The organism is Rathayibacter sp. PhB1, assembly GCF_004362935.1.
Classification (GTDB): Bacteria; Actinomycetota; Actinomycetes; order Actinomycetales; family Microbacteriaceae; genus Rathayibacter; species Rathayibacter festucae.
The window spans coordinates 316,563-341,239 of record NZ_SNYD01000001.1; the positions used below are offsets into that span (position 1 = coordinate 316,563).

A 24,677-nucleotide genomic window follows, 5' to 3' on the forward strand; every position below is an offset into this window, starting at 1 on the left:
CCCCTCCGCGAGATGCCACTTGTGCACGCGACACGCCGTGAAAGGCGTGCACAAGTGGCATCTCGCGGGAGGGGGCGGGCGTCAGCCGAGCAGGCGGGGGAGCTGCAGCACGAGCCAGGGGGAGAAGGCCCAGGGGGTCGCGCGGACGGCGGCGAGCGTCGCCTGGGGGTCGACCCACTCGACGTCCATGACCTCGTCCGCGCGCGGGCTCAGGGCGTCGCGGCTCGCCACGGTCGCGGTGTAGACGGGGCAGATCTCGTTCTCGACGATCCCGGAGGCGTCGACCGCGCGGTAGCGGAAGTCCGGCAGCGCGACCTCGAGCGTCTCGAGCCGGGCACCGAGCTCGCGCTCGGCACGGCGCACCACCGCGTCCTCGATCCGCTCGCCGGGAGCGGGGTGCCCGCAGAACGAGTTGGTCCACACGCCGGGCCAGGTGCGCTTGCCGAGCGCGCGCCGGGTGACCAGCAGCGCGCCGTCGGGGGCGAAGACGTGGCAGGAGAACGCGAGATGCAGGCGGGTCTGCGTGTCGTGCACGGTCGCCTTGTCGGCCACGCCGACGGCGGTCCCGGACTCGTCCAGGAGGACCACCTCCTCGAGGAGATCCAGCTGCTCGAGCTCGTCGGTGCGCACGGCGATTCCTTCCGAAGTCATGACCGTAAGTCAAGCACGACGACGGAACTCAGCCGGCTTATTGCTAGAGAAGCGAGTTTGTTAGCCTCGACCCCGTGGATACGCGCGACCCCGTGGTTCTCTCCCGAAGGCGGCAGGAGCACGTCGATGCTGTCCTCGACCGGTTCTTCTCGCTGGCGCGCTCGCGCGCGACCCGGCTCGGACCCCGCTACCTGACCCTCTGGCAGACCATCGAGGCGAACACCCGCGGCGGCAAGCGCTTCCGCCCGCTGATGGTGATCTCGGCCTACGAGGCGCACGGCGGACTCGACCCGGAGGCGTCCGCCCACCTGGGCGCGGCCTTCGAGCTGCTGCACACCGCGCTGATCGTGCACGACGACGTGATCGACCGCGACTTCGTCCGCCGCGGCGGCCCCAACGTCTCCGGCAGCTACCGCGACGAGGCGACGACCGCCGGCCTCTCGATCCCGATCGCCGAGCACCGCGGCACCTCCGTCGCCGTCATCGCTGGCGACCTCGCGCTCACCGGCGCGCACCGCCTGGTCGAGGGCGTCGGCGCTTCCGACAGCGTCCGCGCCCGCCTGCTCACCCTGCTCGACGAGGCCGTCTTCGCCTCCGCCGCGGGCGAGCTGGCCGACGTCGACTTCTCGCTGATGCCCGGCATGCCCTCCGTCGACGAGGTGCTCGAGATGGAGCGGATGAAGACCGCGGTCTACTCGTTCGAGGCGCCGCTGCAGGCCGGCGCGATCCTGGCCGGCGCCGACGACGCGGCGGTCGAGGCGCTCGGCGAGTTCGGCCGCGGCATCGGCATCGCCTACCAGATCGTCGACGACCTGCTCGGCGTCTTCGGCTCCGAGGGGCAGACCGGCAAGACCACGCTCGGCGATCTCCGCGAGGGCAAGCGCACGGTGCTGATCGCGCACGCGGCCGGCACCGACCGCTGGCCGGAGATCGAGGGGCTGATCGGCGACGAGCACCTCGACCCGGACACGGCGGAGCGGGTGCGCTGCATCCTCGAGGAGTGCGGCTCGCGCGGCTACGCGGAGGCGCTCGCGAGCGACTTCGCGAACCGGGCCTGGGACGCGCTGCACACCCCCGCGGTGACGGAGGCGTTCCGCACCGAGATGCGCCCCCTCGTCTCCAGCGTCCTCGGGCGCACCCGATGACCGCCGGACCGGCGGCCGCGCAGCGGAGGACCGCTCGCCACGCGCGGATCTCGGCCCCGATGCTTCTCGACGCCCGCGCGCGCCGTACGGTGGCACGATGAGCCGGCAGAGCGAACTGTACGACCGCGTCGCCCACGAGGCGTCCGCGCAGGTGATCCGGCGCTACTCCACCTCCTTCGGACTGGCGACCCGCCTGCTCGGCGCCGGTGTCCGCGAGCGCGTCGAGGACGTCTACGCGCTGGTGCGCGTCGCCGACGAGATCGTGGACGGGGTCGCCGAGGAGGCGCACCTGGACCGCGCCGCCGTCGAGGAGTCGCTCGACGCCTTCGAGGCCGAGACCGAGCGCGCCCTCGCCAGCGGCTACAGCGCGAACCTCGTGATCCACGCCTTCGCCCGCACCGCGCGGGCCACCGGCTTCGGCACCGAGCTGACGGGTCCGTTCTTCGCCTCGATGCGCGCCGACCTCCGCGAGACCGTGCACACGCCCGAGTCGTTCGAGAGCTACGTCTACGGCTCGGCCGAGGTCGTCGGGCTGATGTGCCTGCACGTCTTCCTCGCCGCACCCGACGCGGGCCTCGTCTCGCCCGCCGCGCGCGAGCGCCTCGTCGCCGGCGCCCGTCGCCTGGGCTCCGCGTTCCAGAAGGTCAACTTCCTCCGCGACCTGGCCGCCGACGTCGACGGCCTCGGTCGCAGCTACTTCCCCGGGGTCGACCCGCGGGCGTTCTCGGAGACCGACAAGGCGGCCCTGCTCGCCGACCTCGACGACGACCTCGCCGCCGCCGGCGCGATCGTGCCGGAGCTGCCGCGCTCGAGCCGCCGCGCCGTGCTGCTCGCGCACTCCCTCTTCGCCGCCCTCGCCGATCGGATCCGCGCGACCCCCGCGGAGGAGCTCCTCCGAGCTCGAGTCAGCGTGCCGACCGCGACGAAGGCGGCGCTCGCCGCCCGCGCCGCCGTCTCGACCCTCGGCCCGCGCCTGGGCACCGGCCCCGCCCGCGCCTCCCGCTCCGCGAGCGGCCCGCACCGCGCCGTCGTGATCGGCGGCGGCATCGGCGGACTCGCCTCCGCCGGCCTGCTCGCCCGCGACGGCTGGGACGTCACGCTGCTCGAGCAGCGCGAGGTCGTCGGCGGCCGCGCCGGCTCCTGGGAGCGCGACGGCTTCCGCTTCGACACCGGCCCCTCCTGGTACCTGATGCCCGAGGTGTTCGACCACTTCTTCCGCCTGATGGGCACGAGCGCCGCCGAGCGCCTCGACCTGAAGCGACTCGACCCGGGCTACCGGGTCTACAGCCAGGGCATCGACGAGCCGATCGACGTGCTCGCCGATCTCGAGTCGAACCTCGCCCTGTTCGAGAGCATCGAGCCCGGCGCCGGCGCGCGGATGCGGGTCTACCTCGAGTCGGCGCGCGACACCTACGAGGTCGCCAAGCGCCGCTTCCTCTACACCAGCTTCGCGTCCTTCCTCCCGCTGCTGCGCCGCGACGTGCTCAGCCGCACCGGCCGGCTCGGCCGCCTCCTGCTCACCCCGCTGGACACCTTCGCGGCGACCGCGGTCACCGACAACCGCCTGCGGCAGATCCTCGGCTACCCGGCCGTCTTCCTCGGCTCCTCGCCGTTCGCGGCGCCGAGCATGTACCACCTGATGAGCCACCTCGACCTGGCCGACGGCGTGCTCTACCCGATGGGCGGCTTCACCCGCCTGATCGCGGCGGTCGCCGAGGTGGCGGAGGAGGCGGGCGTCACCGTCCGCACCTCCTCGCCCGCGACCCGCATCCTCACAGCGCGCGCCCCGCGCGGCAGCCGCCGCGGCGCCGAGGTCGTCGGCGTCGAGTACGAGGGGCCGGAGGGAACGGGGCGGCTCCCGGCCGAGCTCGTCGTCAACGCCTCGGACCTCTTCACCACCGAGCAGTCGCTGCTGCCCGACGAGCTGCGCAGCTACCCGCCGGAGTACTGGGAGAACCGCGAGCCCGGCCCGAGCGCCGTGCTGGTGCTGCTCGGCGTCCGCGGCGCACTGCCGCAGCTCGAGCACCACACGCTGCTGTTCACGAGCGACTGGCGCGAGAACTTCGGCCGGATCTTCGGCGAGAACCCCTCCGTCCCCGACCCCGCGTCGATCTACGTCTGCCGCCCGAGCGCGACCGACCCCGGCGTCGCTCCCGAGGGCCACGAGAACCTCTTCGTGCTCGTGCCGATCCCGGCCGACACCTCGATCGGCCACGGTGGCATCGACGGCGCCGGCGACGCGCAGGTCGAGGCGATCGCGGACGCCGCGATCCGCCAGATCGCGACCTGGACCGGTGCCGAGGACCTCGCTGAGCGCATCGTGGTGCGCCGCACCATCGGCCCGGCCGACTTCGAGAGCGACCTCGGCGCCTGGCGCGGCTCGATGCTCGGACCGGCGCACATCCTCTCGCAGAGCGCGTTCTTCCGCTCCGGCAATGCGAGCGCGCACGTGGACGGGCTGCTCTTCGCGGGCAGCTCGACGATCCCGGGCATCGGCCTGCCGATGTGCGTGATCAGCGCCGAGGTGATGCTCAAGCGCGTGCGCGGCGACGTGTCGACCGAGCCGCTGCCGGTGCGCGAGGCGCCGGCGGCGCCGGTCGCGCCGAGCGTGGCGCCCGAGCCCGTGCCCGAGTCGGTCGCGGTCGCGGTCGCGGGGGAGTAGCGCGTGGGGGTGCTCTACCTGCTCGCGCTCGTCGTCTCGATCACCGGGATGGTCGTGCTCGACCGGCGCTTCGGCTTGTTCTTCTGGGCGGACGTCCGCCGTGCCGCGATCGTGCTCCCGGCCGGCGTCGTGTTCTTCCTGCTCTGGGATCTCGCCGGGATCGGTCTCGGCGTCTTCTTCCGCGGCGAGACGCCGTACATGACGGGGCTGCAGATCGCGCCGGAGCTGCCGATCGAGGAGGTCCTCTTCCTCACGCTGCTCTGCTATCTGTCGATGGACGTGCACGGGTTCCTCGCGAAGCGGGCGGAGGCGCGCGCGTGACCTACCTGCTCCTGAACGCGGTGTTCCTCGCGGCGGTCGCGGTGCTGCTCGTGGTCGCGCTCCGCCGCGGCCGGCTCCGGCTGCCCGCGCTGCTCGGCACCCTCGCGGTGCTGCTCGTGATGACCGCCGTCTTCGACAACATCATGATCGGCGTCGGGCTCCTCGTCGCCTACGACGACGACCTGATCTCCGGCATCCGGATCGGCGTCGCGCCGATCGAGGACTTCGCCTACGCGATCGCCGCCGCGGTCGCCCTGCCGGCGCTCTGGACCCTCCTGCCCGCCCGGCGCCGGAGCGCCCCGTGAAGCGGCTGCGCGCGCTGTTCGTCTCGAGCCGCCCGCTGAGCTGGGTCAACACCGCGTACCCGTTCGCCGCGGCCTACCTGCTGACCACCCGCGAGATCGACCTCGCCTTCGTGCTCGGCACCCTCTACTTCCTGATCCCCTACAACCTGGCGATGTACGGGATCAACGACGTCTTCGACTACGAGTCCGATCTGCGGAACCCGCGGAAGGGCGGCGTCGAGGGCGCGGTCCTCGACCGCAGCGAGCACCGCGCGACCCTCGTCGCGGCGGTGGCGACCAACGTCCCGTTCCTGATCGCGCTCGTGCTGCTCGGCTCGCCGCTCTCCTGGCTGGTGCTGGCGATCAGCGTCTTCGCCGTCATCGCCTACAGCGCGCCCGGGCTGCGCTTCAAGGAGCGGCCGTTCGTCGACTCGCTCACCTCGGCGACGCACTTCGTCAGCCCCGCGGTCTACGGCCTCGCGCTCGCGGGCACGACGGCGACGCCGGGTCTGTGGGCCCTGCTGGTCGCGTTCTTCCTCTGGGGGATCGCCAGCCACGCCTTCGGTGCGGTGCAGGACATCCTCGCCGACCGGGCCGGCGGCATCGGCTCGATCGCCACGGTGATCGGCGCGAAGGCGACGGTGCGCTTCGCGATCGCCGCCTACGTCGCCAGCGGGCTGCTCCTGCTGCTGCTGCCCTGGCCGGGAACCCTCGCCGCTCTGCTGGCGATCCCCTACGCGCTGAGCGTCTGGCCGTACCGCTCGCTGACCGACGAGCAGGCCGAGCGGGCGAACGCGGGCTGGAAGCGCTTCCTCGCGCTGAACTTCCTCACCGGCTTCCTGGTGACGCTGCTGCTGATCCTGTTCTGGCTCGCGTCCTGATCGGAGCTCGCCGCCTGATCGGAGTCCGCGAGCTGTTCAGTCGCTCGTCCGGGCGGCGGCGGCCGGCGTCTTGACCGGCAGCAGCAGCGCGAGCCCCGCGGCCAGCACGACGACCAGCCCGAGGATGCCCCAGTACTGCACGTCGGCGTCGCCGGAGACGCCCGCGGCGATCGAGACGGCCGCGGCGAAGGCGGCCGGCGCGAGGAACGACGCCGCACGACCGGTCGTGGCGTAGAGGCCGAAGATCTCGCCCTCGCGCCCCTCCGGGATGAGCCGGGAGAGGTAGCTGCGGCTCGCCGACTGCGCGGGGCCGACGAACAGGCACAGCAGCAGGCCGAAGACCCAGAACGCGGTCGCGCCGGCGTCGTGCAGGAGGAAGACGGCAGTGCCGCAGACGATCAGCCCGATCAGCGAGGCGACGATGACGGACTTGGGGCCGAGGCGGTCGTCGAGAGCGCCGACGGCGATCGTCGCGACCCCGGCGACGATGTTCGCCGCGATCGCGAAGAGGATGACCTGGCCCGCGCTGAAGCCGAAGGTCCCCTGCGCGAGGACGCCGCCGAAGGTGAAGACGCCGGTCAGGCCGTCGCGGAAGACGGCGCTCGCGAGCAGGAAGGCGAGCGTCGTCGGGCTCTCGCGGCGGAGCGCCCCGATCTGGCGGAAGAGCGCGCGGTAGGACTCGAGCACACTCACCCGCTCCCCGCCGCCGACCCGTCCCGGGAGCTCCGGGACCGCGAACAGCACCGGCAGCGCGAAGACGGCGAACCAGACGCCGGCGAGGAGGATCGAGACGCGGACGTCGAGGCCGTCCTCGCCGGTGACGCCGAAGAGCCCGACCTCGGGCGAGATGAAGCCGAAGTAGAGGATCAGCAGGAGCGCGATGCCGCCGACGTAGCCCATGCCCCAGCCGAAGCCCGAGACGCGCCCGACACTCGCCCGGGTGGAGACCTGGCTGAGCATCGCGTTGTAGTTGACGCTCGCGAACTCGAAGAAGACCGTCCCGACGGCGAGGAGACCCAGCCCGAGCCAGAGGTAGGCCGGGTCGGGGCGGACGAGGAACATCAGCAGGATGCAGGCGACGACGACCGCGGAGTGCAGGCCGAGCCAGCGGCGCCGACTCCCGCCGAGGTCGGCGCGGCGACCGGTGACCGGGGCGATCAGCGCGACGACGACCCCGGCGCCGGCGAGGGTCCAGCCGAGCGCGGCCGAGACACCGCTCGGCGTGCCGAAGAGGCCGTCGGTGGTGAGGTAGACGGTGAAGACGAACGTCGTGACGACGGCGTTGAAGGCGGCGCTGCCCCAGTCCCACAGCCCCCAGGCGAGGACGGGCCAGCGGCCGGTGCGGGGGCGGGGGAGGGTTCCGGCGGTCATGGACTCACCGTAGGGGGACCGGGAGAACGGCGGGTAGCGTGACGTTTTCTGCAGCCTGAGAGTTGAGTCGAGGCGACTCAGGTTCTCGGCTCTCGACTTGACTCCCCCCTGCCGATGCGTAGACTTGAGCGTGCGGGACTCAACTCCCGCGAACGACTTTCCCGCAGAAGATCCACCAGTGAGGGGCGGCCCGACGGCCGCCCGCGAAGGAGAAACACGCATATGTCCCGTGCCGTAGGCATCGACCTGGGAACCACCAACTCGGTCGTGGCCGTCCTCGAAGGTGGCGAGCCCACCGTCATCGCCAACGCCGAGGGCTTCCGCACCACCCCGTCCGTCGTCGCGTTCACCAAGGACGGCGAGGTGCTCGTCGGCGAGACCGCGAAGCGCCAGGCCGTGACGAACGTCGACCGCACCCTCGCCTCCGTCAAGCGCCACATGGGCACCGACTGGACCTTCGCCGTCGAGGACAAGAAGTACACGCCGCAGGAGATCTCGGCGCGCATCCTCGGCAAGCTCAAGCGCGACGCCGAGCAGTACCTGGGCGAGAAGGTGACCGACGCGGTCATCACCGTTCCGGCCTACTTCAACGACGCCGAGCGCCAGGCCACGAAGGACGCCGGCGAGATCGCCGGCCTGAACGTGCTCCGCATCATCAACGAGCCGACCGCCGCGGCGCTCGCCTACGGCCTCGACAAGGGCAAGGAGGACGAGCTCATCCTCGTCTTCGACCTCGGTGGCGGAACCTTCGACGTCTCCCTCCTCGAGGTGGGCAAGGACGACGACTTCTCCACCATCCAGGTCCGCGCGACCTCGGGTGACAACCGCCTCGGCGGCGACGACTGGGACCAGCGCGTCGTCGACTACCTGGTCAAGCGCTTCAAGGACTCGACCGGCGTCGACGTCTCGAAGGACAAGATCGCGCGCCAGCGCCTCAAGGAGGCGGCGGAGCAGGCCAAGAAGGAGCTCTCCTCGAGCACCTCGACCAGCATCCAGCTGCCCTACCTCTCGCTCACCGAGAACGGCCCCGCGAACCTCGACGAGACGCTCACCCGCGCCAAGTTCGAGGAGCTCACGAACGACCTGATCGAGCGCACCCGCAAGCCGTTCACCGACGTCATCGCGGAGGCCGGTGTCAAGGTCGACGACATCGCGCACGTCGTGCTCGTCGGCGGCTCGACCCGCATGCCCGCCGTGGCCGAGCTCGTCAAGAAGCTCACCGGCGGCAAGGAGCCCAACAAGGGCGTCAACCCGGACGAGGTCGTCGCCGTCGGCGCCGCGCTGCAGGCCGGCGTCCTCAAGGGCGAGCGCAAGGACGTCCTGCTCATCGACGTCACCCCGCTCTCCCTCGGCATCGAGACCAAGGGAGGGATCATGACCAAGCTCATCGAGCGCAACACGGCCATCCCGACCAAGCGGTCCGAGACCTTCACCACGGCCGACGACAACCAGCCGTCCGTCGCGATCCAGGTCTTCCAGGGCGAGCGCGAGTTCACCCGCGACAACAAGAACCTGGGCACCTTCGAGCTGACCGGCATCGCGCCGGCGCCGCGCGGCATCCCGCAGGTCGAGGTCACCTTCGACATCGACGCCAACGGCATCGTGCACGTGTCCGCCAAGGACAAGGGCACCGGCAAGGAGCAGTCGATGACGATCACCGGCGGCTCGTCGCTGCCCAAGGACGACATCGACCGCATGGTGCGCGAGGCCGAGGAGCACGCCTCCGAGGACAAGGCCCGCCGTGAGGCCGCCGAGGTCCGCAACAACGCCGAGACCCTCGCCTACTCGATCGACAAGCTGATCAAGGAGAACGAGGACAAGCTGCCCGAGGACGTCAAGACCGAGGTCCAGGGCGACGTCGACGCGCTGAAGACCGCGCTCGCCGGCGACGACGACGCGGCCGTCAAGACCGCGTTCGACGCGCTCAACGCCTCGCAGACCAAGATCGGGCAGGCCATCTACTCGCAGGACCAGGCCGCGCAGAGCGCTCCGCAGGACGCGCCGGCCGAGGACGAGAAGAAGGACGACGAGGACATCGTCGACGCCGAGGTCATCGACGAGGACGAGCCGAAGGACACGAAGTAGCGATGGGGAAGCACAACCAGGAGCCGGACAACGGCGTGCCCGAGGACGAGCCGACCAGCGGAGCCGAGGCGGCCGAGTCCGCCCAGGACACCGAGGGCCTGATCGAGGCCGAGGGTCCCGACGTCGAGACGACGCTCTCCGACGCCGACCTCTCGTTCCTCTCCGGTCAGTCCGACGCCGAGACGCTCGCGGCCGAGCACCTCGCCGACCTCCAGCGGGTCACCGCGGAGTACGCGAACTACCGCAAGCGCACCGAGTCGAACCGCCAGGTCGACAAGGAGCGGGCGATCGGCGACGCGGTGAAGGTCATCCTCCCCGTGCTCGACGACATCGACCGCGCCGAGAAGCACGGCGACCTCGCCGAGGGCGGTCCGTTCACCGCCATCGCGCAGAAGCTGCGCGGCGGGATCGAGAAGCTCGGGCTGGTGAAGACGGGCGCCGTGGGCGACCTGTTCGACCCGAACATCCACGAGGCGATCTTCCAGCAGCCCACTCCCGGCGCCGAGACCTCCACGGTCGCGGACGTCGTCGAGTCGGGCTACTACCTCGGCGGCTCGCTGCTGCGCGCCGCCAAGGTGGTCGTCGCGGTCCCCGCCGACTGACCCGCCTCCCGCACCACTGCGGAGTCTCCGCTCCCGAGCAGGGGCCGCCCCGATCACGGGCGGCCCCTGCCGGGCGGCGGGGGCCGCGCACCACGACGCAGGCCGCACGACGGCACCGGGCCGCACGACGGCACCGGGCCGCACGACGACCCGGGCCGCAGGACGGCACAGGCCGCACTACCGAGAAGAAAGAGGCGCATGGCCAGCCAGGATTGGTTCGACAAGGACTTCTACAAGATCCTCGGTGTCTCGAAGGACGTCTCCGCGGCGGACCTGAAGAAGACCTACCGCAAGCTCGCCCGGCAGTTCCACCCCGACTCCAACCCGGGGGACGCGAAGGCCGAGGCGCGCTTCAAGGAGATCAGCGAGGCGTACACCGTCCTCTCCGACGCCGAGCACCGCAAGGAGTACGACCAGATCCGCGCGATGGGCTCCGGCGCCCGCTTCACGGCCGGCGGCCAGCCCGGCGGCTTCGACGACGTCTTCGGCAACGTCTTCAACCAGGGCGGCGGCGGCCGCACCTCGTACAGCACCCAGCAGGGTCCGCCCGCCGGCTTCGAGGACATCCTCGGCGGCATGTTCGGCAACGCGGGCGGCGGCCGCTTCGGTCAGCCCAGCGGCGGATTCCGCGGCTTCGGCGGCCCGCAGAAGGGCGCCGACGTCACTGCCAGCACCACCATCGACTTCCGCACCGCCACCCAGGGCGACACCGTGCAGCTGCAGACCGGCGAGGGCCGCGCGCTCTCGGTCCGGATCCCGGCCGGCGTCGCCGACCAGCAGAAGATCCGCGTCCGCGGCAAGGGCCGCCCGAGCCCCGACGGCGGCGAGCCCGGCGATCTCGTGCTCACCGTCGCCGTGCGCAAGCACCCCGTCTTCGAGCGCGACGGCCTGAACCTGCGCGTCACCGTCCCCGTCACCTTCGTCGAGGCCGTCTTCGGCGCGACGATCGAGGTGCCGACCCTCGGCGGCGACCCGGTCAAGCTCCGCGTCGCGCCCGGCACCCCGAGCGGCCGCGTGCTGCGGGTCAAGGGCCGCGGGGTCGCGACCGGCAAGGGCACGGGCGATCTGCTGGCAGAGATCCAGGTCGCGGTGCCCGATCACCTGTCCGGCGCGGCGCGCGACGCCCTCGAGGCCTACGCGGCCGCCGAGCCGTCGGACAACCCGCGGGACGACATCCTGGAGAAGGCCCGCTACTAGCGCGGCATCAGGGTGGTCCGGCCCGAGCGGGCCGGCCGGAGAGGAGGAGACGTGGACGAGAGCACCCCGGTGTTCGCGATCGCGGTCGCCGCCGACCTCGCCGGCATGCACCCGCAGACGCTGCGGCAGTACGACCGGCTGGGCCTCGTGCGGCCGACCCGGACGGCCGGCAAGTCGCGGCGGTACTCGATGCGCGACGTCGTGCAGCTGCGCGAGGTCGCCCGGCTCTCCTCCGAGGGTGTCTCGCTCGAGGGCATCGCCCGCATCCTCCAGCTCGAGAACCAGGTGCTCTCGCTGTCGCAGCGCGTGCGCGAGCTGGAGTCCGCGCTGGCCGACGAGCTGCTCAACCGCCCCGGCCGCCGGGTCTTCGCCGCGGGCCTCGAGGGCGACGTCGTCACCCTCCGGCACGGCACGCGCGCGCAGCGGCGGACCGAGCTCGTGGTCTGGCGGCCGCTGCCGCGCGGCGGCGGCGAGGATGCCGACACCCCTGAACAGGGCTAGCCTGACGGGGTGCTCGGAACGGACCGGGCCGCTGAGAGGGCACCATGACTCAGGACGACCGCGGCGACGACGCCGCGACGCCGGACGCCGAGACGGCCGACTACAGCCGCGAGGACTACGCGATCCACGCGACCCGGAGCGAGCTGCCGCTCTTCGCGGACGCGGTCGCCGACCGGCGGAACGACTCCGCCTGGCTCTCCTCGCTCTCGGGTGTCCTCGGCGGCACCGAGAAGGACACCGCAGCGGCCGCCGCGCAGGCGGCGCTCGAGCGCCGCGCGCGCAGGACCGACGGCGCCTGACCAGCCTGCTGGGGCCGGTGGGTCTCCTAAGAAAGATCACCTAGTAGGTATGGGAAAGCCATGCTGATCGAGTAGCCCGCGCAGCGGGCGTATCGAGATCCACCAGCATCAGAAGCCGAGTCTGCAGACCGCCCTGCTGGTGACGGCGGGTCTCGATAGGCCCCTGCGGGGCTACTCGACCAGCATGACGCGGCGCAGCCGCGTCCTTTCCCTCACCACCGAGACGCGAAGCGGCTTCCTCGCTCGATACACCCCTGCGGGGCTACTCGACCAGCATGGGTCGGCTACTTGCGGGCCGGGACGCGCAGGGGGGCAGGGGCGCCGAGGCGGCCGCCGCTGAGGCGGCTCAGGATCTCGGAGCCGAACGGGACCGCGCCGATGAGACGGCGCGCGTCGACGCGCTCCTCGTCGGAGTAGCTCACGAGCACGTAGACGCCGACGACGACGATCGCGGCGATGGTGGCGACACGGACCGGGATCTGGTCGACCGCGCCGCCTCCGCCGTCGACCGGCTCGGCGAGCGTGACGCACATCAGGAAGACCGTGGCGTAGACCGCCAGGTGCCGGTGGGTGCTGCGCCAGGGCCGTGAGAGCGCGGCCATCGGCAGGATCCACAGCGCGTACCACGGGTGGATGGCGGTCGACGCGGTGACGAAGGCCAGCAGCGCGCCGGTCAGGCGGGCGAGCGGGTCGATGGCCCGACGCGACAGCATGAGGGCGCCGGCGATCAGCCCGGCGGCGAGCAGGGCGAGCATCTTGACCACGGCGATCGCCGTCGCCGGGTCGTGGCCGGTCATCTGCACGGCCGTGGAGACCGCGACGACGACGGCGGACATCGGCGCGTACCAGTGCAGGATCGAGCCGGGCACGATCATCGCGCCGATCCAGCCCACGCCCACGCCCGCGGCGAGGCCGATCGCGACGACGACGGCGAGCGCGCCGGCGCCGCTCCAGGCCCAGGCGCGGATCCGCTCGCGCAGCGTCGCGTCGTGGCGGAGCCAGAGCAGCGCGAGCACCGGCAGCGCGATGACCGCCACCGGCTTGACCGCGATCGCCGCTCCCATCAGCAGCACCGCCGCCACCCGGCGGTCGGTGTGCCCGTAGTAGAGCGAGGCGAGGATCAGCGCGATCATCACCGAGTCGTTGTGCCCGGCGACGACGAAGAGGACGAGGGTGAGCGGGTTGGCGACGAGGCTCCAGGCGGTGAGCGGGACGGACAGCCCGCGCAGCCGGGCGAGCCGGAGCGCGTAGACGGCGCTGACGGCGACTCCGGCGACGGACAGCGCGCGGAGCATCGCGATCGAGAGCTCGGGGAAGGTCCAGCCGGCGACGTGCACGGCGGTCTGCTCGGCGAGCAGGTAGAGCGGGCCGTAGGGCGTCGGGGTGTCGGCCCAGCGCGGATCGACGCCGAGGGCGAACCAGCCGGGGAGGGTGGCGACTCCGCTGGAGTACGGGTTCACGCCGGCCGTCATCAGCCGGCCTTGCGCGACGTACGAGAACATGTCGCGGCTGAACAGCGGGACGGCGAGCAGCAGGGGAGCGGCCCAGGCGAGCGCGGCGACCAGGATCGCCCGGACCGAGCCGGGCCGGTCGTCCAGCGCGACCGCGCGCAGGCGCAGCCAGGCGACGAGCAGCAGGATCCCGCCGCCGACGACGGCGACGACGCCGAGCTCGGTGGCGCCCGAGGAGGCGCGCAGTGCCGCGATCAGCGGCCAGCTCCGGATCGGCGAGTCGAGCGGCAGGTAGCCGACCGCGAGCGAGCCCGCGAGGATCGCGAGCGAGCCGATCAGTCCGACCACGAGCGGCGCCGCCGTCGACAGCAGTGGTGCGCGCAGGCGCAGCCCCTGCGTCCGGACCTCGTCCGGTCGTCGTGTCGTCCCCCGAGTCACCATCCCGGCCACGCTAGGGGACCCGCATCGGAAAGCGGTGGACAGGCGGTGAACGGTTGACCAGCGGACTCTCAGGCGTTACCGGCGTCCGGGGCGGCCTCGGCGAAGCGGAGCTGGTTCCCGAACGGATCGATCAGATCGAGCGCGAAGCCGAAGGGCGACCGCGTGATCCGCGGGTTGAGGTACGGGTACTCCTTCGAGTCGAGCTCGGCGTGCAGCTCGCGCACCCCGCGGAGGGCCACGTGCACCGCCGCTCCGGGGCTCCCGTCGCGGTGGTGCTCGCTCAGGTGCAGCCGCAGACCCGACCTCGAGACCTGGAGGTAGAGCGGTGCGTCTCGGGAGGCACGGTGCTCCCAGTCGACTGTGAAGCCGAGGTAGTCGACGTAGAACTCGCCCGCCTTCGCGACGGAGAAGATCCTCAGGATCGGCACAGCCGCCTCCAGCCGGACCGCTTCCAGGCGCGGAACGTCGCCTCCGGTCGGATGGTCTCTGGCGCGTCGTCTCGTCTCCACGCCACGAGGCTAGCCGCCTGCGCGAGGGCCGCTCGCCAGCGTCGTCGGCCGGTGACGGCCCGCTCAGTCGACGAGGTCCAGGGCGCGCAGCCGCGCGAGCGTGTCGACCCCGGCGGGCGGGCAGCGGTGCGCGTCGGCGCCGGTGATCCAGTGCAGGGCGTCGATCTCACCGCTGGCGCGCGGCTCGTCGGCGAGCTCCGCGGCGAAGACGGTCATGTGCACCTCCCGCCCCTCCGGCTCGCCGTGCGCCTGGGTGCGGACGGTGAAGAGCTCGCGCAGGGCCGTGGGCGCGGTGCCGAGCTCCTCCTCCGTCTCGCGCGCCGCCGCCTCGGCGCTCGTCTCGCCCGGGTCGACCTTGCCGCCCGGGAGGTAGACGACGTCGCGTCCGCGGGCCGTCACCATCAGCACGCGGCGCTCGCGCAGGACGGCGACGGCGGAGACGACGAGGGGAGGGAGGCTGCTCATCCCGCCATCATGCCCGCGGACGGACCCCGCCCGCGGTCGGCCGCCGGGCCCGCGGCTACCATGGACGCACACCAGAAGGACGCGCGCAGCCGGCGCGCGCCAGGGCCCCGTGCGCCCGAACAGCTAGGAGCTCCCCGTGGCAGAACCCACCACCCTCGACAAGGTCGTCACCCTCGCCCAGCACCGGGGGTTCGTCTTCCCCTCGGGCGAGATCTACGGGGGCACCCGCTCCGCCTGGGACTACGGCCCCCTCGGCGTCGAGCTCAAGGAGAACATCAAGCGCCAGTGGTGGAAGGCGTTCGTGCAGGGCCGCGGTGACGTCGTCGGCCTCGACTCCGCCGTGATCCTGCCGACCGCGATCTGGAGCGCCTCCGGCCACGTCGGCGTCTTCTCCGACCCGCTCACCGAGTCGCTGATCACCCACAAGCGCTACCGCGCCGACCACCTCTTCGAGAAGTACGAGGAGGTCAACGGGCACGCGCCCGAGAACGGCCTCGCCGACATCCCGGACCCGGAGCACCCCGACAAGATCGGCCAGTGGACCGAGATCAAGCAGTTCTCCGGGCTGATGAAGACCTACCTCGGCGTCGTCGACGACGAGTCGGGGCTGCACTACCTCCGCCCCGAGACGGCGCAGGGCATCTTCACCAACTTCGCCAACGTGCTGCAGAGCGCGCGGAAGAAGCCGCCGTTCGGCATCGGCCAGATCGGCAAGGCGTTCCGCAACGAGATCACCCCCGGCAACTTCATCTTCCGCACCCGCGAGTTCGAGCAGATGGAGCTCGAGTTCTTCGTCGAGCCCGGCACGGACGAGGAGTGGCAGGAGACCTGGATGCAGCTCGCCTGGGACTGGTTCGTCGACCTCGGGATCTCGCCGGAGAACATCCGCCAGTTCGAGCACCCGAAGGACAAGCTCTCCCACTACTCCAAGCGCACCGTCGACATCGAGTACCGCTTCAGCTTCGCCTCGGGCGAGTGGGGCGAGCTGATGGGAGTCGCGAACCGCACCGACTTCGACCTCAAGACGCACATGGAGCACTCCGGCAAGGACCTCTCCTTCTTCGACCAGACGAAGAACGAGCGCTTCGTGCCGTTCGTGATCGAGCCGTCCTTCGGCCTGACCCGCGCGCTGATGGCGTTCCTCGTCGACGCCTACGAGGAGCAGGAGCTGCCGCCGAACGCGAAGGGCAAGGTCGAGACGCGCACCGTGCTGCACCTCGACCCGCGCCTCGCGCCGGTCAAGGTCGCCGTGCTGCCGCTCTCGCGCAACGAGGCGCTCTCGCCGCTCGCCCGCGAGGTCGCCGACCGGCTCCGCGCGCTCTGGAACGTCGACTTCGACGACTCCGGCGCGATCGGCCGCCGCTACCGCCGCCAGGACGAGATCGGCACGCCCTACTGCGTGACCATCGACTTCGACTCGCTCGAGGACAACGCGGTGACCGTGCGCGACCGCGACACGATGAAGCAGGAGCGCATCCCGCTCGACCAGCTGGAGACCCACCTCTTCACGGGCCTGCGCGGCGCCTGACCCTTCTCGGATCTCGATACGCCCGCTCCGCGGGCTACTCGATCAGCGGAGGATCATGCTGGTCGAGTAGCCCCGCAGGGGCGTATCGAGACCCACCGTCGTCAGCAGAGTGGGTCTGCAGACTCAGGTCCTGACGGTGGTGGATCTCGAGACGCCCGCTTCGCGGGCTACTCGATCAGCATGAAGTGTCCCGCCCGTCTGCAGTGGGGCCGATCGATCGGGATGAGTGGTCAGCGAAGGGATCATGCTGGTCGAGTAGCCCGCAGGGGCGTATCGAGACCCGGAGGGCGTCAGCGCTCGCGGGCGAGGAGGGCGTAGACGAGGGTCGAGGTCCACTCGCCCTTGCAGAACTCGTCGTCGAGGTGGTGCGCCTCGAGGCGCAGGCCGAGCCGCTCGCAGAGGCGGGCGGAGGCGGTGTTGCGCGCGTCGAGCTGCGCGACGACCCGGTGGGCGCCGAGCCGGTCGAACGACAGCTCGATCAGGGCGCGGGCGGCCTCCGTCGCGAAGCCCCGCCCCTGCGCCTCCGGGTGCAGGACCCAGCCGATCTCGACGCCGGCCTGCTCGGTCGAGGTCGCGATCAGCGTGAGATCCCCGACGACCCGGCCGGCGAACGGCCCGGATCGCGGCACGATCGCGAGCACGACGACGTCGCCGTCGGCCGCGAGCCGGTCCGACGGCAGCCGGACGGCCAGGTGCGCGCGCGACTCCTCGGGGGTCCGCACCGGCCAGCGAAGATAGCGGACGGCCTCCGCATCGCCCTGGTAGCGGGCGTGGTCCTCGGCGTCGTCGAGCGAGAGCGGACGCAGCAGCAGCCGCTCCGTCTCGATCGGCTCCGCCTCGTACGGGAGCCGGAGCGGCGTCACGCCGAGGCCGCGGACGCGCCGCCGGCCTCGAGCGGGCGGGCTACGGTGCGCTCGGCGGGCACCTCGATGCCGAACAGCGCCTCGAGGCCGGTGAGGTACGCCTCCTGCTCGCCGGCGCGGGCGTAGTCGCGCGCGCGGACGCTCGGGGTGTGCAGCAGCACGCCGGCCAGGTGCCGCAGCGCCTGCTCGGTGCGGCCGTCCTCGTCGCCGCGGGAGCGGGCGCGCTCGATCTCGGCGTCGAGCGCGTCGAAGACGTGGGCGCGGAGGGCGACCACCGCGGGGGTGAGGCTCTTCTCGTCGGCGACGTCGGAGAACTTGCGGACGGCCTTGTCGACCAGGGCGCGCGCCTGGGTCGACGCGTCGAGCACGTCGAGCGGGGCGTGCAGGCTGATCGTCTCGAGGTCGAGCAGCTCGACGCCGGTCACGGTGGTGACGTCGGCGGCGACGTTGCGGGGGAGGCCGAGGTCGATGACCAGCTGGCGCTCGCGGGAGAAGCCGCGCAGGCGTCCCTCCGCGAGGATCGCCGCGTCGAGGACGGGCTCCTGGGTGGTGGTGCAGGTGATGACGACGTCGGCGGCGACGGCCTCGGTCGCCAGCTCGGCGCCGTCGATCGGGCGGAGCGCGCGGCGGGTCGCGAAGCCCTCGGCGCGGCCGGAGGGGGAGTGCACGGCGATCTCGAGCACGCCGCGATCGCGGAGCGCCGCGACGGTCGCGCGGGCGTAGCTGCCGGTGCCGATCAGCAGCACCCGGGCGGCGCGCCAGTCGGTGATGCGGCTGGAGGCGAGGTCGAGGGCGAGGCGGACGATCGAGCGGCCGGCGCTGCCGAGGCCGGTGCGGTTCTTGATCCCGCGCGAGGTCTGCGAGGCGCGCTGGAAGAGGCGCTCGAGCTCGGAGGAGGTGGTGCCGAGGCGGCGGGCCTCCTCGAGCGAGCGGCGGACCTGGCCGGCGATCTCGCCCTCGCCGACGACGACGGACTCGAGCCCGCTGGAGACGGCGAAGAGGTGCTCGGCGACGCGGTCGCCCGAGACGACGGAGACCGAGCTGCGCAGCTCCTCCTGCTCGACGCCGGTCGCGGCGCTCACTGCCGCGGTGGCGGCCTCGACGGTCACGGCCTGCGCGGCGGTGAGCGGCTCGTCGATGTCGAGGTAGGCCTCGAAGCGGTTGCAGGTCGCGACGACCACGGCACCCGAGACGAAGTCGATGCCGTCCGAGAGCGCCGACGCGACGGCGGAGGAGTCGACGGAGAGCTTCTCGAGGAGATCGAAGCTGGCGTTCTTGTGCGACGCCGTCAGACACAGAAGCACCAGGGCAGTCTACCCGGGGCGTCCGGGGGTCGGCCGCGGTCCTCGGGAAGACTGCACGAATGCTCCCGGATCAGCGGGGCCTGGAATAATGCCGCGGTGACCTCCCCCATCGCCGGCCTGCTCGATCCGCTGCACCCGCTCGCCTCCGGGCGCACGGCCGACTCCTCCCTCCTGCGGGCCTACCGCTCTGATCGACCGGAGTCGACGCCCGTCTGGTTCATGCGCCAGGCCGGCCGCAGCCTGCCCGAGTACCGGGCGCTGCGCACCGACACCCAGATGCTCGACGCCTGCCTCGACCCGGCGCTCGCGAGCGAGATCACCCTGCAGCCGATCCGCCGGCACGGTGTGGACGCGGCGATCTTCTTCAGCGACATCGTCATCCCGCTGCGCCTCGCGGGCGTCGCGGTCGACATCGTCCCCGGGCGCGGACCCGTTCTCGAGAAGGCGGTGCGCACCGCCGCGGACGTCGACGAGCTGGTCGCGCTCGATCCGGCCCTGCTCGACGAGACCCTCGAGCCGATCCGCGAGGGCGTCCGCCGCACGGTCGAGGGCCTGCGGGAGATCGGCGAGGGCGGGACACCGCTGATCGGCTTCGCCGGCGCCCCCTTCACCCTCGCGGCCTACCTCGTGGAGGGCGGGCCTTCCAAGGACCACGTCCGCGCCCGCACCCTGATGCACGCCGACCCCGAGGCCTGGGCTCGGCTGATGGAGTGGACCGCCGAGGTCACCGGCCGCTTCCTGCGCGCGCAGGTGCTGGCCGGGGCGAGCGCCGCGCAGCTCTTCGACTCCTGGGCCGGCGCGCTGTCCCTCGCCGACTACACCGCGCACGTGGCTCCCGCCTCCTCGCGAGCGCTGACCCACGTGCGCGACCTGGCCTACGACCACGGCGAGATCCGCCGCAACGTGCCGATCGTGCACTTCGGCGTCGGCACCGGCGAGCTGCTCGGCGCGATGCACGGGATCGGCGCGGACGTCGTCGGCGTCGACTACCGCATCCCGCTCGACGAGGCGAACCACCGGCTCGGCGGCTTCGTCCCGGTTCAGGGCAACGTCGACCCGGCGCTGCTCTCCGCCCCGTGGGAGGTGCTGGCCGCGCACGTCGACGACGTCCTCCGCCGCGGCACCAGCGCGCCGGCCCACGTGCTCAACCTCGGCCACGGCGTGCCGCCCGAGACCGACCCCGACGTGCTGACGCGCCTGGTCGCGCACGTGCACGCCTGGCGGCCATGACCCAGGGGAACAGCACCGAGGGGAACGGCAGCAGGGCCGTCGCCGACTACGACGTCGCGGTCGTGGGCGGGGGAGTGGCGGGGCTCGCTGCCGCCGCCGAGTGCCTGCGGATCGGTCTGCGCGTGGTGGTGCTCGAGGCGGGCGACGCGGTCGGCGGCTCGGTCGCCGCGCTCGAGATCGCCGGAGCCGTCCTCGACGCCGGCGCCGAGAGCTTCGCCACCCGCGGCGGCCACGTCGAGAAGGCGCTCGCCGCGCTCACCCTCGACGGCCGGCCGCTCGCCGAGTCGATCGTCGAGCCGCGGACCGGCGGCTCCTGGCTGCACCTCGTGGGCGGGCGCTCCGTCCCCTCGCCGCGCGCCGGGATCCTCGGCATCCCCGGCACTCCGCTCGCACCCGACGTCGTCCGCGCGATCGGCCGCCGCGGGGCCGCGCGCGCCTGGCTCGACGCCGTGATGCCGGTGCTGCGGATCGGCCGGGCGCACTCCCTCGCCGAGCTGGTGCGCACCCGGATGGGGCAGCGGGTCCTCGACGACCTCGTCGCGCCCGTCGTCTCCGGCGTCTACTCCAGCCGCCCCGAGGACATCGACGTCGACGCGGCGGCCCCCGGGCTGAACGGGGCGATCACCCGGGCGGGCTCCCTCGCCGGCGCGGTCGCCGCCCTGCGCGCGAACCTCCCGGCCGGCGTGGCCGTCCGCGGGATCGACGGCGGGATGCACCGCCTGGTCGCCGCGCTCGTCGAGCGGATCGACTACCTCTCCGGCGACATCCGGGTGCGGACCGGCGTGACCCGGCTCGAGGGCGACGGCGAGCCGTTCCTGCTCACCCTCGACGACGGCGCCGTGCTCACCGCGCGATCGGTCATCGTCTCGACGCCGGAGCGCGACGCGCGCGAGCTGCTCGCCGGGATCGTCCCCGCCGTGCGCGACGAGGCGGCCGAGGTGCTGCACGACTCCGTCGAGCTGGTCACCCTCGTCGTCGACGACGCCCGCCTGGACGCCGCCCCGCGCGGCTCCGGCGTGCTCGTCGCGCCGACCGCCCGGGACGTCACGGCGAAGGCGCTCACCCACGCGACCGCGAAGTGGGCCTGGCTGGCGGCCGGCCTGCCCGCAGGCCGGCACGTCCTCCGTCTCTCCTACGGGCGCCCGGGCGAGCACCCGCCGCTCGAGGGCGCGAGCGACGCCGAGGCGGCTGCGACCGCCCTGCGCGACGCGTCGATCCTGCTGGGGATCGAGCTCGACCCGGCGACCCTCGTCGACTCCGCCCGGGTGCGCTGGGCGAACGTCCGCCCGGCCGCGGCGCTCGGCCGGCGCGCGCATCTGGAGGCCTTCCGCGCGGCGCTCGCCCCGGTCGCCGGGATCGCCGTCACCGGCACCTGGCTCGCGGGGACCGGGCTGGCCTCGGTGCTCCCGCACGCCGCCGAGACCGCCGCTCTTATCCGCCGCCGACTGGTGCGTCAAGGCGTCGGCATACCGCGCGAAGAATATGACGGCGACGGCTACTCTGGGTCGGAGGCTCCCGCATGACTGCGGCGTGCCCCGACACGAGTGGTCATCGACCGCGTGAACGAGCCGCGAGAGCGGCCCAGGACGAGGAGTAGGCGTGAAGGGCAAGATTCTTTTCGTGGCAGGAGCCGCAGCCGGCTACGTGCTGGGAGCGCGTGCCGGTCGCAAGCGGTACGAGCAGATCGCCTCGGCGGCGAACAGGTTCTGGCAGACGCAGCCCGTGCAGGACGTCGCGGGCGCCGTCGGCGGAGCCGCCAAGACGCAGCTCAGCACGGTCTCGGACAAGGCCTACGAGCTGGTCCGGAACGTCGTGGTGAAGGCCGTCTCCGGTGGCAAGAAGGCCCAGGGCGCGTCCTCGGCCGAGGCGACCGCCGCGGCCCGCTCGGCCGCGTCGAAGGTCGACGAGGCCGCCGCCGCGGCCGGCTCCGGAGGATCGACCTCGTCGTCCTCCACCAGCAAGGCGTAGTCCTCATCCCTCCGGGCCGTCCGTTCGGCCGAGGCCCGGCACGACCACCCTCCGAGGAGCCCCCGTGGTGAACGAACGCAATCCGAAGAACGCCCGATCGCTGGGCGAGCTGGTCAGCGACCTCCCCGGTCTCGTGATCGAGCTCGTCAAGGCCGAGATCGCGTCCCTCAAGAACGAGCTGTCCGGGAAGGCGAAGAGCGCCGGGCTCGCGGTCGCGCTGTTCGCGGTCGCGGCCTTCTTCCTCCTCACCGCGTGGGCGACCCTCGTCACCTTCGCGATCATCGGCATCGCCTCCTGGCTCCCCGCCTGGCTGTCGGCGCTGATCGTGACCGTGTTCTTCCTGCTCGTGGCGGTCGTGCTGATCCTGGTCGGCGTCAAGTCGATCAAGAAGGCCGTCCCGCCCGTCCCGCAGGACTCGATCGAGAGCATCAAGAAGGACGTCCAGGCGTTCAAGGGAGTCGGCAGCTATGACCACTGATCGCGCTGTATCCAGCACCACGCCCCGCTTCGTCGACCCGGCGGAGCTCCAGCCGAGCCAGCTGAAGGCCGACATCGAGCGCGCGCGCACCGAGCTCGCCGCGACGCTCGACGCCATCGAGTACAAGGTGAACGTCCCGCGCAAGGTGCGGAACGTCCAGCGGACGCTCGAGCGCAAGGTCTCCGTCGTGCGCAAGCACCACCCCGAGGCGCTGATCGCCGGGGCCGCCGGTGCGGCCGCCGCGGTCGGCCTCGTCGTCTGGGGCATCGTCCGCGCCGTCGTCGAGGACTGACCCCACTCGCCTCACCTCCTGCGCCGAGGGGTCCGGATCGCTAGCGCTCCGGACCCCTCGGCGCCAGATCCCCTCCCGCTTTTGTGCATCCGCACGAGCGGAGGGATGATGGATCAATGACCGATCAGACCGCCGACACGGCGGGTCCCGTTCAGTCCGCCCCCGACACGAGCGCCGCTCCGGCGCCGCAGCCCCCCGCCGATCAGGATCACTCCGATCAGGCCCTGGGATACACGCTCTGGGCGGTTCTCCGCAGGGATCCCTCACGTCCGTTCACCCTCTCCGCCGACGAGGCAGCCCAGGCGGCCGCCGGCTACGAGGACACCGTGGCGCGGCTCGCGGGGGAGGGCGTCACGGTGCGCGGCACCTACGACGTCTCGGCCCTCCGCGCCGACGCCGACATCATGCTCTGGCTCACCGGAGCCGCGCCCGAGGAGCTGCAGCGCGCCTACCGCGAGCTGCGCCGCACCGAGCTGCTCTGCGCGCTGCTGCCCACCTGGAACGCGATGGGCGTGCACCGCGACGCCGAGTTCAGCGCGAACCACCTCCCCGCCTACATGCGCGGCAAGGCGCCCGCCCGCTGGCTGACGGTCTACCCGTTCGTCCGCTCCTACGAGTGGTACATCCTCCCCGAGGAGGAGCGCCGCACCATGCTCGCCCAGCACGGCCGTCAGGGCTCGCGCTTCCGCTCCGTGCTGACCAACACGGTGGCCTCGTTCTCGCTCGGCGACTACGAGTGGATCCTCGCGCTCGAGGACGAGGAGCTGGTCAACCTGGTCGACCTCATGCGCGATCTGCGAGCCACCGAGGCCCGCCGTCACGTGCGCGAGGAAGTCCCCTTCTACACCGGTCGGCGCATCGAGGCCGACCAGATCGCCGAGGTCCTCCGATGAGCTCCACCGTCCCCGCCCCCGAGGCGCGCGACTTCGCCGAACCCGTCCCCGAGGTCGCCGAGGGCGTCCTCGTCCGCGGTGCCACGCCGGCCGCGGCGTCGGGCCCCGAGCACGTGACCGAGCCGGTCGCCTACGACGCGATCCTGCTCGCCGGCTTCGGCGGCCCCGAGGGGCAGGACGACGTCATCCCGTTCCTGCGCAACGTCACCCGCGGCCGCGGCATCCCGGAGGAGCGCCTCGAGGAGGTCGCCCACCACTACCGCCACTTCGGCGGCGTCAGCCCGATCAACGCGCAGAACCGCGCGCTGAAGGCCGCCCTCGAGGCCGAGCTCGCGAACCGCGGCATCGACCTCCCGGTGCTCTGGGGCAACCGCAACTGGGCGCCGTACATGAGCGAGGCGGTGACGGAGGCGAAGGAGCGCGGCTTCTCGAACCTGATCGCCATCGCCACCAGCGCCTACTCCTCCTTCTCCTCCTGCCGGCAGTACCGCGAGGACTTCGCGGCCGCGCTCGACGCGACCGGCCTCGAGGGCGAGCTGCGGATCGACAAGGTCCGCCAGTTCTTCGACCACCCCGGCTTCGTCATGCCGTTCGTGAAGGCCGTCCACGACGGGCTCGACGAGCTGCGCTCGCGCCTGCCCGGGCTGGACGCCACCACCGAGGTCGAGGTGCTCTTCGCGACGCACTCGATCCCCTCCACCGACGCCGCGCGCAGCGGCCCGCACGAGCGGCACGAGGACGGCACCGTCGTCGACGTGCACCACTTCGGCGACGGCGGCGCCTACGAGGCGCAGCACCTCGCGGTCGCGGAGGTCGTGATGGCGGCCGCCGGCGCGGAGGACGTGCCGTGGCAGCTGGTCTACCAGTCGCGCTCCGGCCCGCCCACCCAGCCGTGGCTCGAGCCCGACATCAACGACGCGATCGCCGAGCTGCCCGCCAAGGGTCGCAAGGCGCTGGTGATCGTCCCGCTCGGCTTCGTCTCCGACCACATGGAGGTCATGTGGGACCTCGACAACGAGGCCCTCGAGACCTCGGAGGAGCACGGCCTCGTCGCCGTCCGCGTGGCGACGCCGGGCACCGACCCGGTCTACGTCTCCGGTCTCGTCGACCTGGTGATGGAGCGGGTCAACGGCACGCCCGTGGAGGACCGTCCGTCGATGACGGCGCTCGGCCCCTGGTACGACGTCTGCCGTCCCGGCTGCTGCGAGAACGTACGCGCGGGCTTCAAGCCGGCGCTGGCGGGGATCGCGCCGTGA

General features: G+C 72.4%; 25 protein-coding genes. 18 read left to right on the forward strand and 7 right to left on the reverse strand.

Annotated features, from left to right (window positions below; genetic code table 11):
* Positions 1–81: 81 nt before the first annotated feature.
* Positions 82–651, reverse strand: coding sequence for an isopentenyl-diphosphate Delta-isomerase (gene idi, locus EDF17_RS01515; RefSeq protein ID WP_123444854.1), 570 nt, complete (start codon positions 649–651; stop codon positions 82–84).
* A gap of 92 nt (positions 652–743) precedes the next feature.
* Here idi and EDF17_RS01520 point away from each other — a divergent pair, with 92 nt between their 5' ends.
* From EDF17_RS01520 to EDF17_RS01540, 5 genes are all read left to right on the forward strand, one after another.
* Positions 744–1,796, forward strand: coding sequence for a polyprenyl synthetase family protein (locus tag EDF17_RS01520; protein ID WP_123444855.1), 1,053 nt, complete (start codon positions 744–746; stop codon positions 1,794–1,796).
* Between the two features lie 97 nt (positions 1,797–1,893).
* Positions 1,894–4,458: a phytoene desaturase family protein gene (crtI, locus tag EDF17_RS01525; protein WP_123444856.1), complete on the forward strand. Its 2,565-nt coding sequence runs from the start codon at positions 1,894–1,896 to the stop codon at positions 4,456–4,458.
* A 3-nt stretch (positions 4,459–4,461) separates the two neighbouring features.
* Positions 4,462–4,779: a lycopene cyclase domain-containing protein gene (locus EDF17_RS01530; RefSeq protein WP_123444857.1), complete on the forward strand. Its 318-nt coding sequence runs from the start codon at positions 4,462–4,464 to the stop codon at positions 4,777–4,779.
* Positions 4,776–5,084: a lycopene cyclase domain-containing protein gene (locus EDF17_RS01535; protein ID WP_123444858.1), complete on the forward strand. Its 309-nt coding sequence runs from the start codon at positions 4,776–4,778 to the stop codon at positions 5,082–5,084. The genes EDF17_RS01530 and EDF17_RS01535 overlap by 4 nt, the downstream gene beginning before the upstream one ends.
* Positions 5,081–5,944 carry a prenyltransferase gene (locus EDF17_RS01540; RefSeq protein WP_123444859.1) on the forward strand — a complete coding sequence of 288 codons (864 nt, stop codon included), beginning with the start codon at positions 5,081–5,083 and terminating at the stop codon, positions 5,942–5,944. The genes EDF17_RS01535 and EDF17_RS01540 overlap by 4 nt, the downstream gene beginning before the upstream one ends.
* A 36-nt stretch (positions 5,945–5,980) precedes the next feature.
* Here EDF17_RS01540 and EDF17_RS01545 read toward each other — a convergent pair whose 3' ends face one another.
* A complete protein-coding gene (locus EDF17_RS01545; RefSeq protein WP_123444860.1) occupies positions 5,981–7,315 on the reverse strand; it encodes an MFS transporter in 1,335 nt (444 codons plus the stop codon).
* Between the two features lie 222 nt (positions 7,316–7,537).
* On the opposite strand from EDF17_RS01545, the gene dnaK reads away from it, so the two are divergent.
* The 5 genes from dnaK to EDF17_RS01570 all read left to right on the forward strand — a co-directional run bounded on the left by dnaK (position 7,538) and on the right by EDF17_RS01570 (position 11,999).
* A complete protein-coding gene (gene dnaK / locus EDF17_RS01550) occupies positions 7,538–9,400 on the forward strand; it encodes a molecular chaperone DnaK (RefSeq protein WP_123444861.1) in 1,863 nt (620 codons plus the stop codon).
* Positions 9,401–9,402: 2 nt separating this feature from the next.
* Positions 9,403–10,002, forward strand: coding sequence for a nucleotide exchange factor GrpE (grpE, locus tag EDF17_RS01555; RefSeq protein WP_123444862.1), 600 nt, complete (start codon positions 9,403–9,405; stop codon positions 10,000–10,002).
* A gap of 198 nt (positions 10,003–10,200) precedes the next feature.
* The gene (locus EDF17_RS01560) at positions 10,201–11,199 is read left to right on the forward strand and encodes a DnaJ C-terminal domain-containing protein (RefSeq protein ID WP_123444863.1); all 999 of its coding nucleotides are present in this window, start codon (positions 10,201–10,203) and stop codon (positions 11,197–11,199) included.
* A gap of 51 nt (positions 11,200–11,250) precedes the next feature.
* Positions 11,251–11,700 (forward strand): MerR family transcriptional regulator, encoded by a 450-nt coding sequence (locus EDF17_RS01565; protein WP_123444864.1) that lies wholly within the window; start codon positions 11,251–11,253, stop codon positions 11,698–11,700.
* Positions 11,701–11,744: 44 nt separating this feature from the next.
* Positions 11,745–11,999, forward strand: coding sequence for a hypothetical protein (locus EDF17_RS01570; protein WP_123444865.1), 255 nt, complete (start codon positions 11,745–11,747; stop codon positions 11,997–11,999).
* A 284-nt stretch (positions 12,000–12,283) separates the two neighbouring features.
* On the opposite strand, the gene mptB is transcribed toward EDF17_RS01570, so the two are convergent.
* From mptB to EDF17_RS01585, 3 genes are all read right to left on the reverse strand, one after another.
* Complete coding sequence (gene mptB, locus EDF17_RS01575) at positions 12,284–13,891, reverse strand: polyprenol phosphomannose-dependent alpha 1,6 mannosyltransferase MptB (protein ID WP_133671826.1); 1,608 nt, start codon at positions 13,889–13,891, stop codon at positions 12,284–12,286.
* A 68-nt stretch (positions 13,892–13,959) separates the two neighbouring features.
* Complete coding sequence (locus tag EDF17_RS01580; RefSeq protein ID WP_260321442.1) at positions 13,960–14,400, reverse strand: glyoxalase superfamily protein; 441 nt, start codon at positions 14,398–14,400, stop codon at positions 13,960–13,962.
* 63 nt (positions 14,401–14,463) lie between these two features.
* Positions 14,464–14,865 (reverse strand): NUDIX domain-containing protein, encoded by a 402-nt coding sequence (locus EDF17_RS01585; RefSeq protein ID WP_123444867.1) that lies wholly within the window; start codon positions 14,863–14,865, stop codon positions 14,464–14,466.
* A 136-nt stretch (positions 14,866–15,001) separates the two neighbouring features.
* Here EDF17_RS01585 and EDF17_RS01590 point away from each other — a divergent pair, with 136 nt between their 5' ends.
* On the forward strand, positions 15,002–16,393 hold the full coding sequence (locus EDF17_RS01590) for a glycine--tRNA ligase (RefSeq protein ID WP_123444868.1): 1,392 nt from the start codon (positions 15,002–15,004) through the stop codon (positions 16,391–16,393).
* A gap of 290 nt (positions 16,394–16,683) precedes the next feature.
* On the opposite strand, the gene EDF17_RS01595 is transcribed toward EDF17_RS01590, so the two are convergent.
* A complete protein-coding gene (locus tag EDF17_RS01595) occupies positions 16,684–17,256 on the reverse strand; it encodes a GNAT family protein (RefSeq protein ID WP_243732759.1) in 573 nt (190 codons plus the stop codon).
* Positions 17,253–18,560 (reverse strand): glutamyl-tRNA reductase, encoded by a 1,308-nt coding sequence (locus EDF17_RS01600; RefSeq protein WP_123444869.1) that lies wholly within the window; start codon positions 18,558–18,560, stop codon positions 17,253–17,255. The genes EDF17_RS01595 and EDF17_RS01600 overlap by 4 nt, the downstream gene beginning before the upstream one ends.
* A 96-nt stretch (positions 18,561–18,656) precedes the next feature.
* On the opposite strand from EDF17_RS01600, the gene hemE reads away from it, so the two are divergent.
* From hemE to EDF17_RS01635, 7 genes are all read left to right on the forward strand, one after another.
* The gene (gene hemE / locus EDF17_RS01605) at positions 18,657–19,790 is read left to right on the forward strand and encodes a uroporphyrinogen decarboxylase (protein ID WP_243732760.1); all 1,134 of its coding nucleotides are present in this window, start codon (positions 18,657–18,659) and stop codon (positions 19,788–19,790) included.
* A complete protein-coding gene (hemG, locus tag EDF17_RS01610) occupies positions 19,787–21,313 on the forward strand; it encodes a protoporphyrinogen oxidase (protein WP_123444870.1) in 1,527 nt (508 codons plus the stop codon). Before hemE ends, hemG begins: the two co-directional genes overlap by 4 nt.
* 97 nt (positions 21,314–21,410) lie before the next feature.
* The gene (locus EDF17_RS01615) at positions 21,411–21,758 is read left to right on the forward strand and encodes a YtxH domain-containing protein (RefSeq protein ID WP_185019938.1); all 348 of its coding nucleotides are present in this window, start codon (positions 21,411–21,413) and stop codon (positions 21,756–21,758) included.
* 64 nt (positions 21,759–21,822) lie between these two features.
* Positions 21,823–22,236, forward strand: a complete 414-nt coding sequence (locus tag EDF17_RS01620) for a phage holin family protein (RefSeq protein ID WP_123444871.1) — start codon at positions 21,823–21,825, stop codon at positions 22,234–22,236.
* The gene (locus EDF17_RS01625) at positions 22,226–22,528 is read left to right on the forward strand and encodes a DUF3618 domain-containing protein (RefSeq protein ID WP_123444872.1); all 303 of its coding nucleotides are present in this window, start codon (positions 22,226–22,228) and stop codon (positions 22,526–22,528) included. Before EDF17_RS01620 ends, EDF17_RS01625 begins: the two co-directional genes overlap by 11 nt.
* A gap of 116 nt (positions 22,529–22,644) precedes the next feature.
* Positions 22,645–23,421 (forward strand): hydrogen peroxide-dependent heme synthase, encoded by a 777-nt coding sequence (gene hemQ, locus EDF17_RS01630; RefSeq protein ID WP_123444873.1) that lies wholly within the window; start codon positions 22,645–22,647, stop codon positions 23,419–23,421.
* Positions 23,418–24,677 (forward strand): ferrochelatase, encoded by a 1,260-nt coding sequence (locus EDF17_RS01635; protein ID WP_123444874.1) that lies wholly within the window; start codon positions 23,418–23,420, stop codon positions 24,675–24,677. The genes hemQ and EDF17_RS01635 overlap by 4 nt, the downstream gene beginning before the upstream one ends.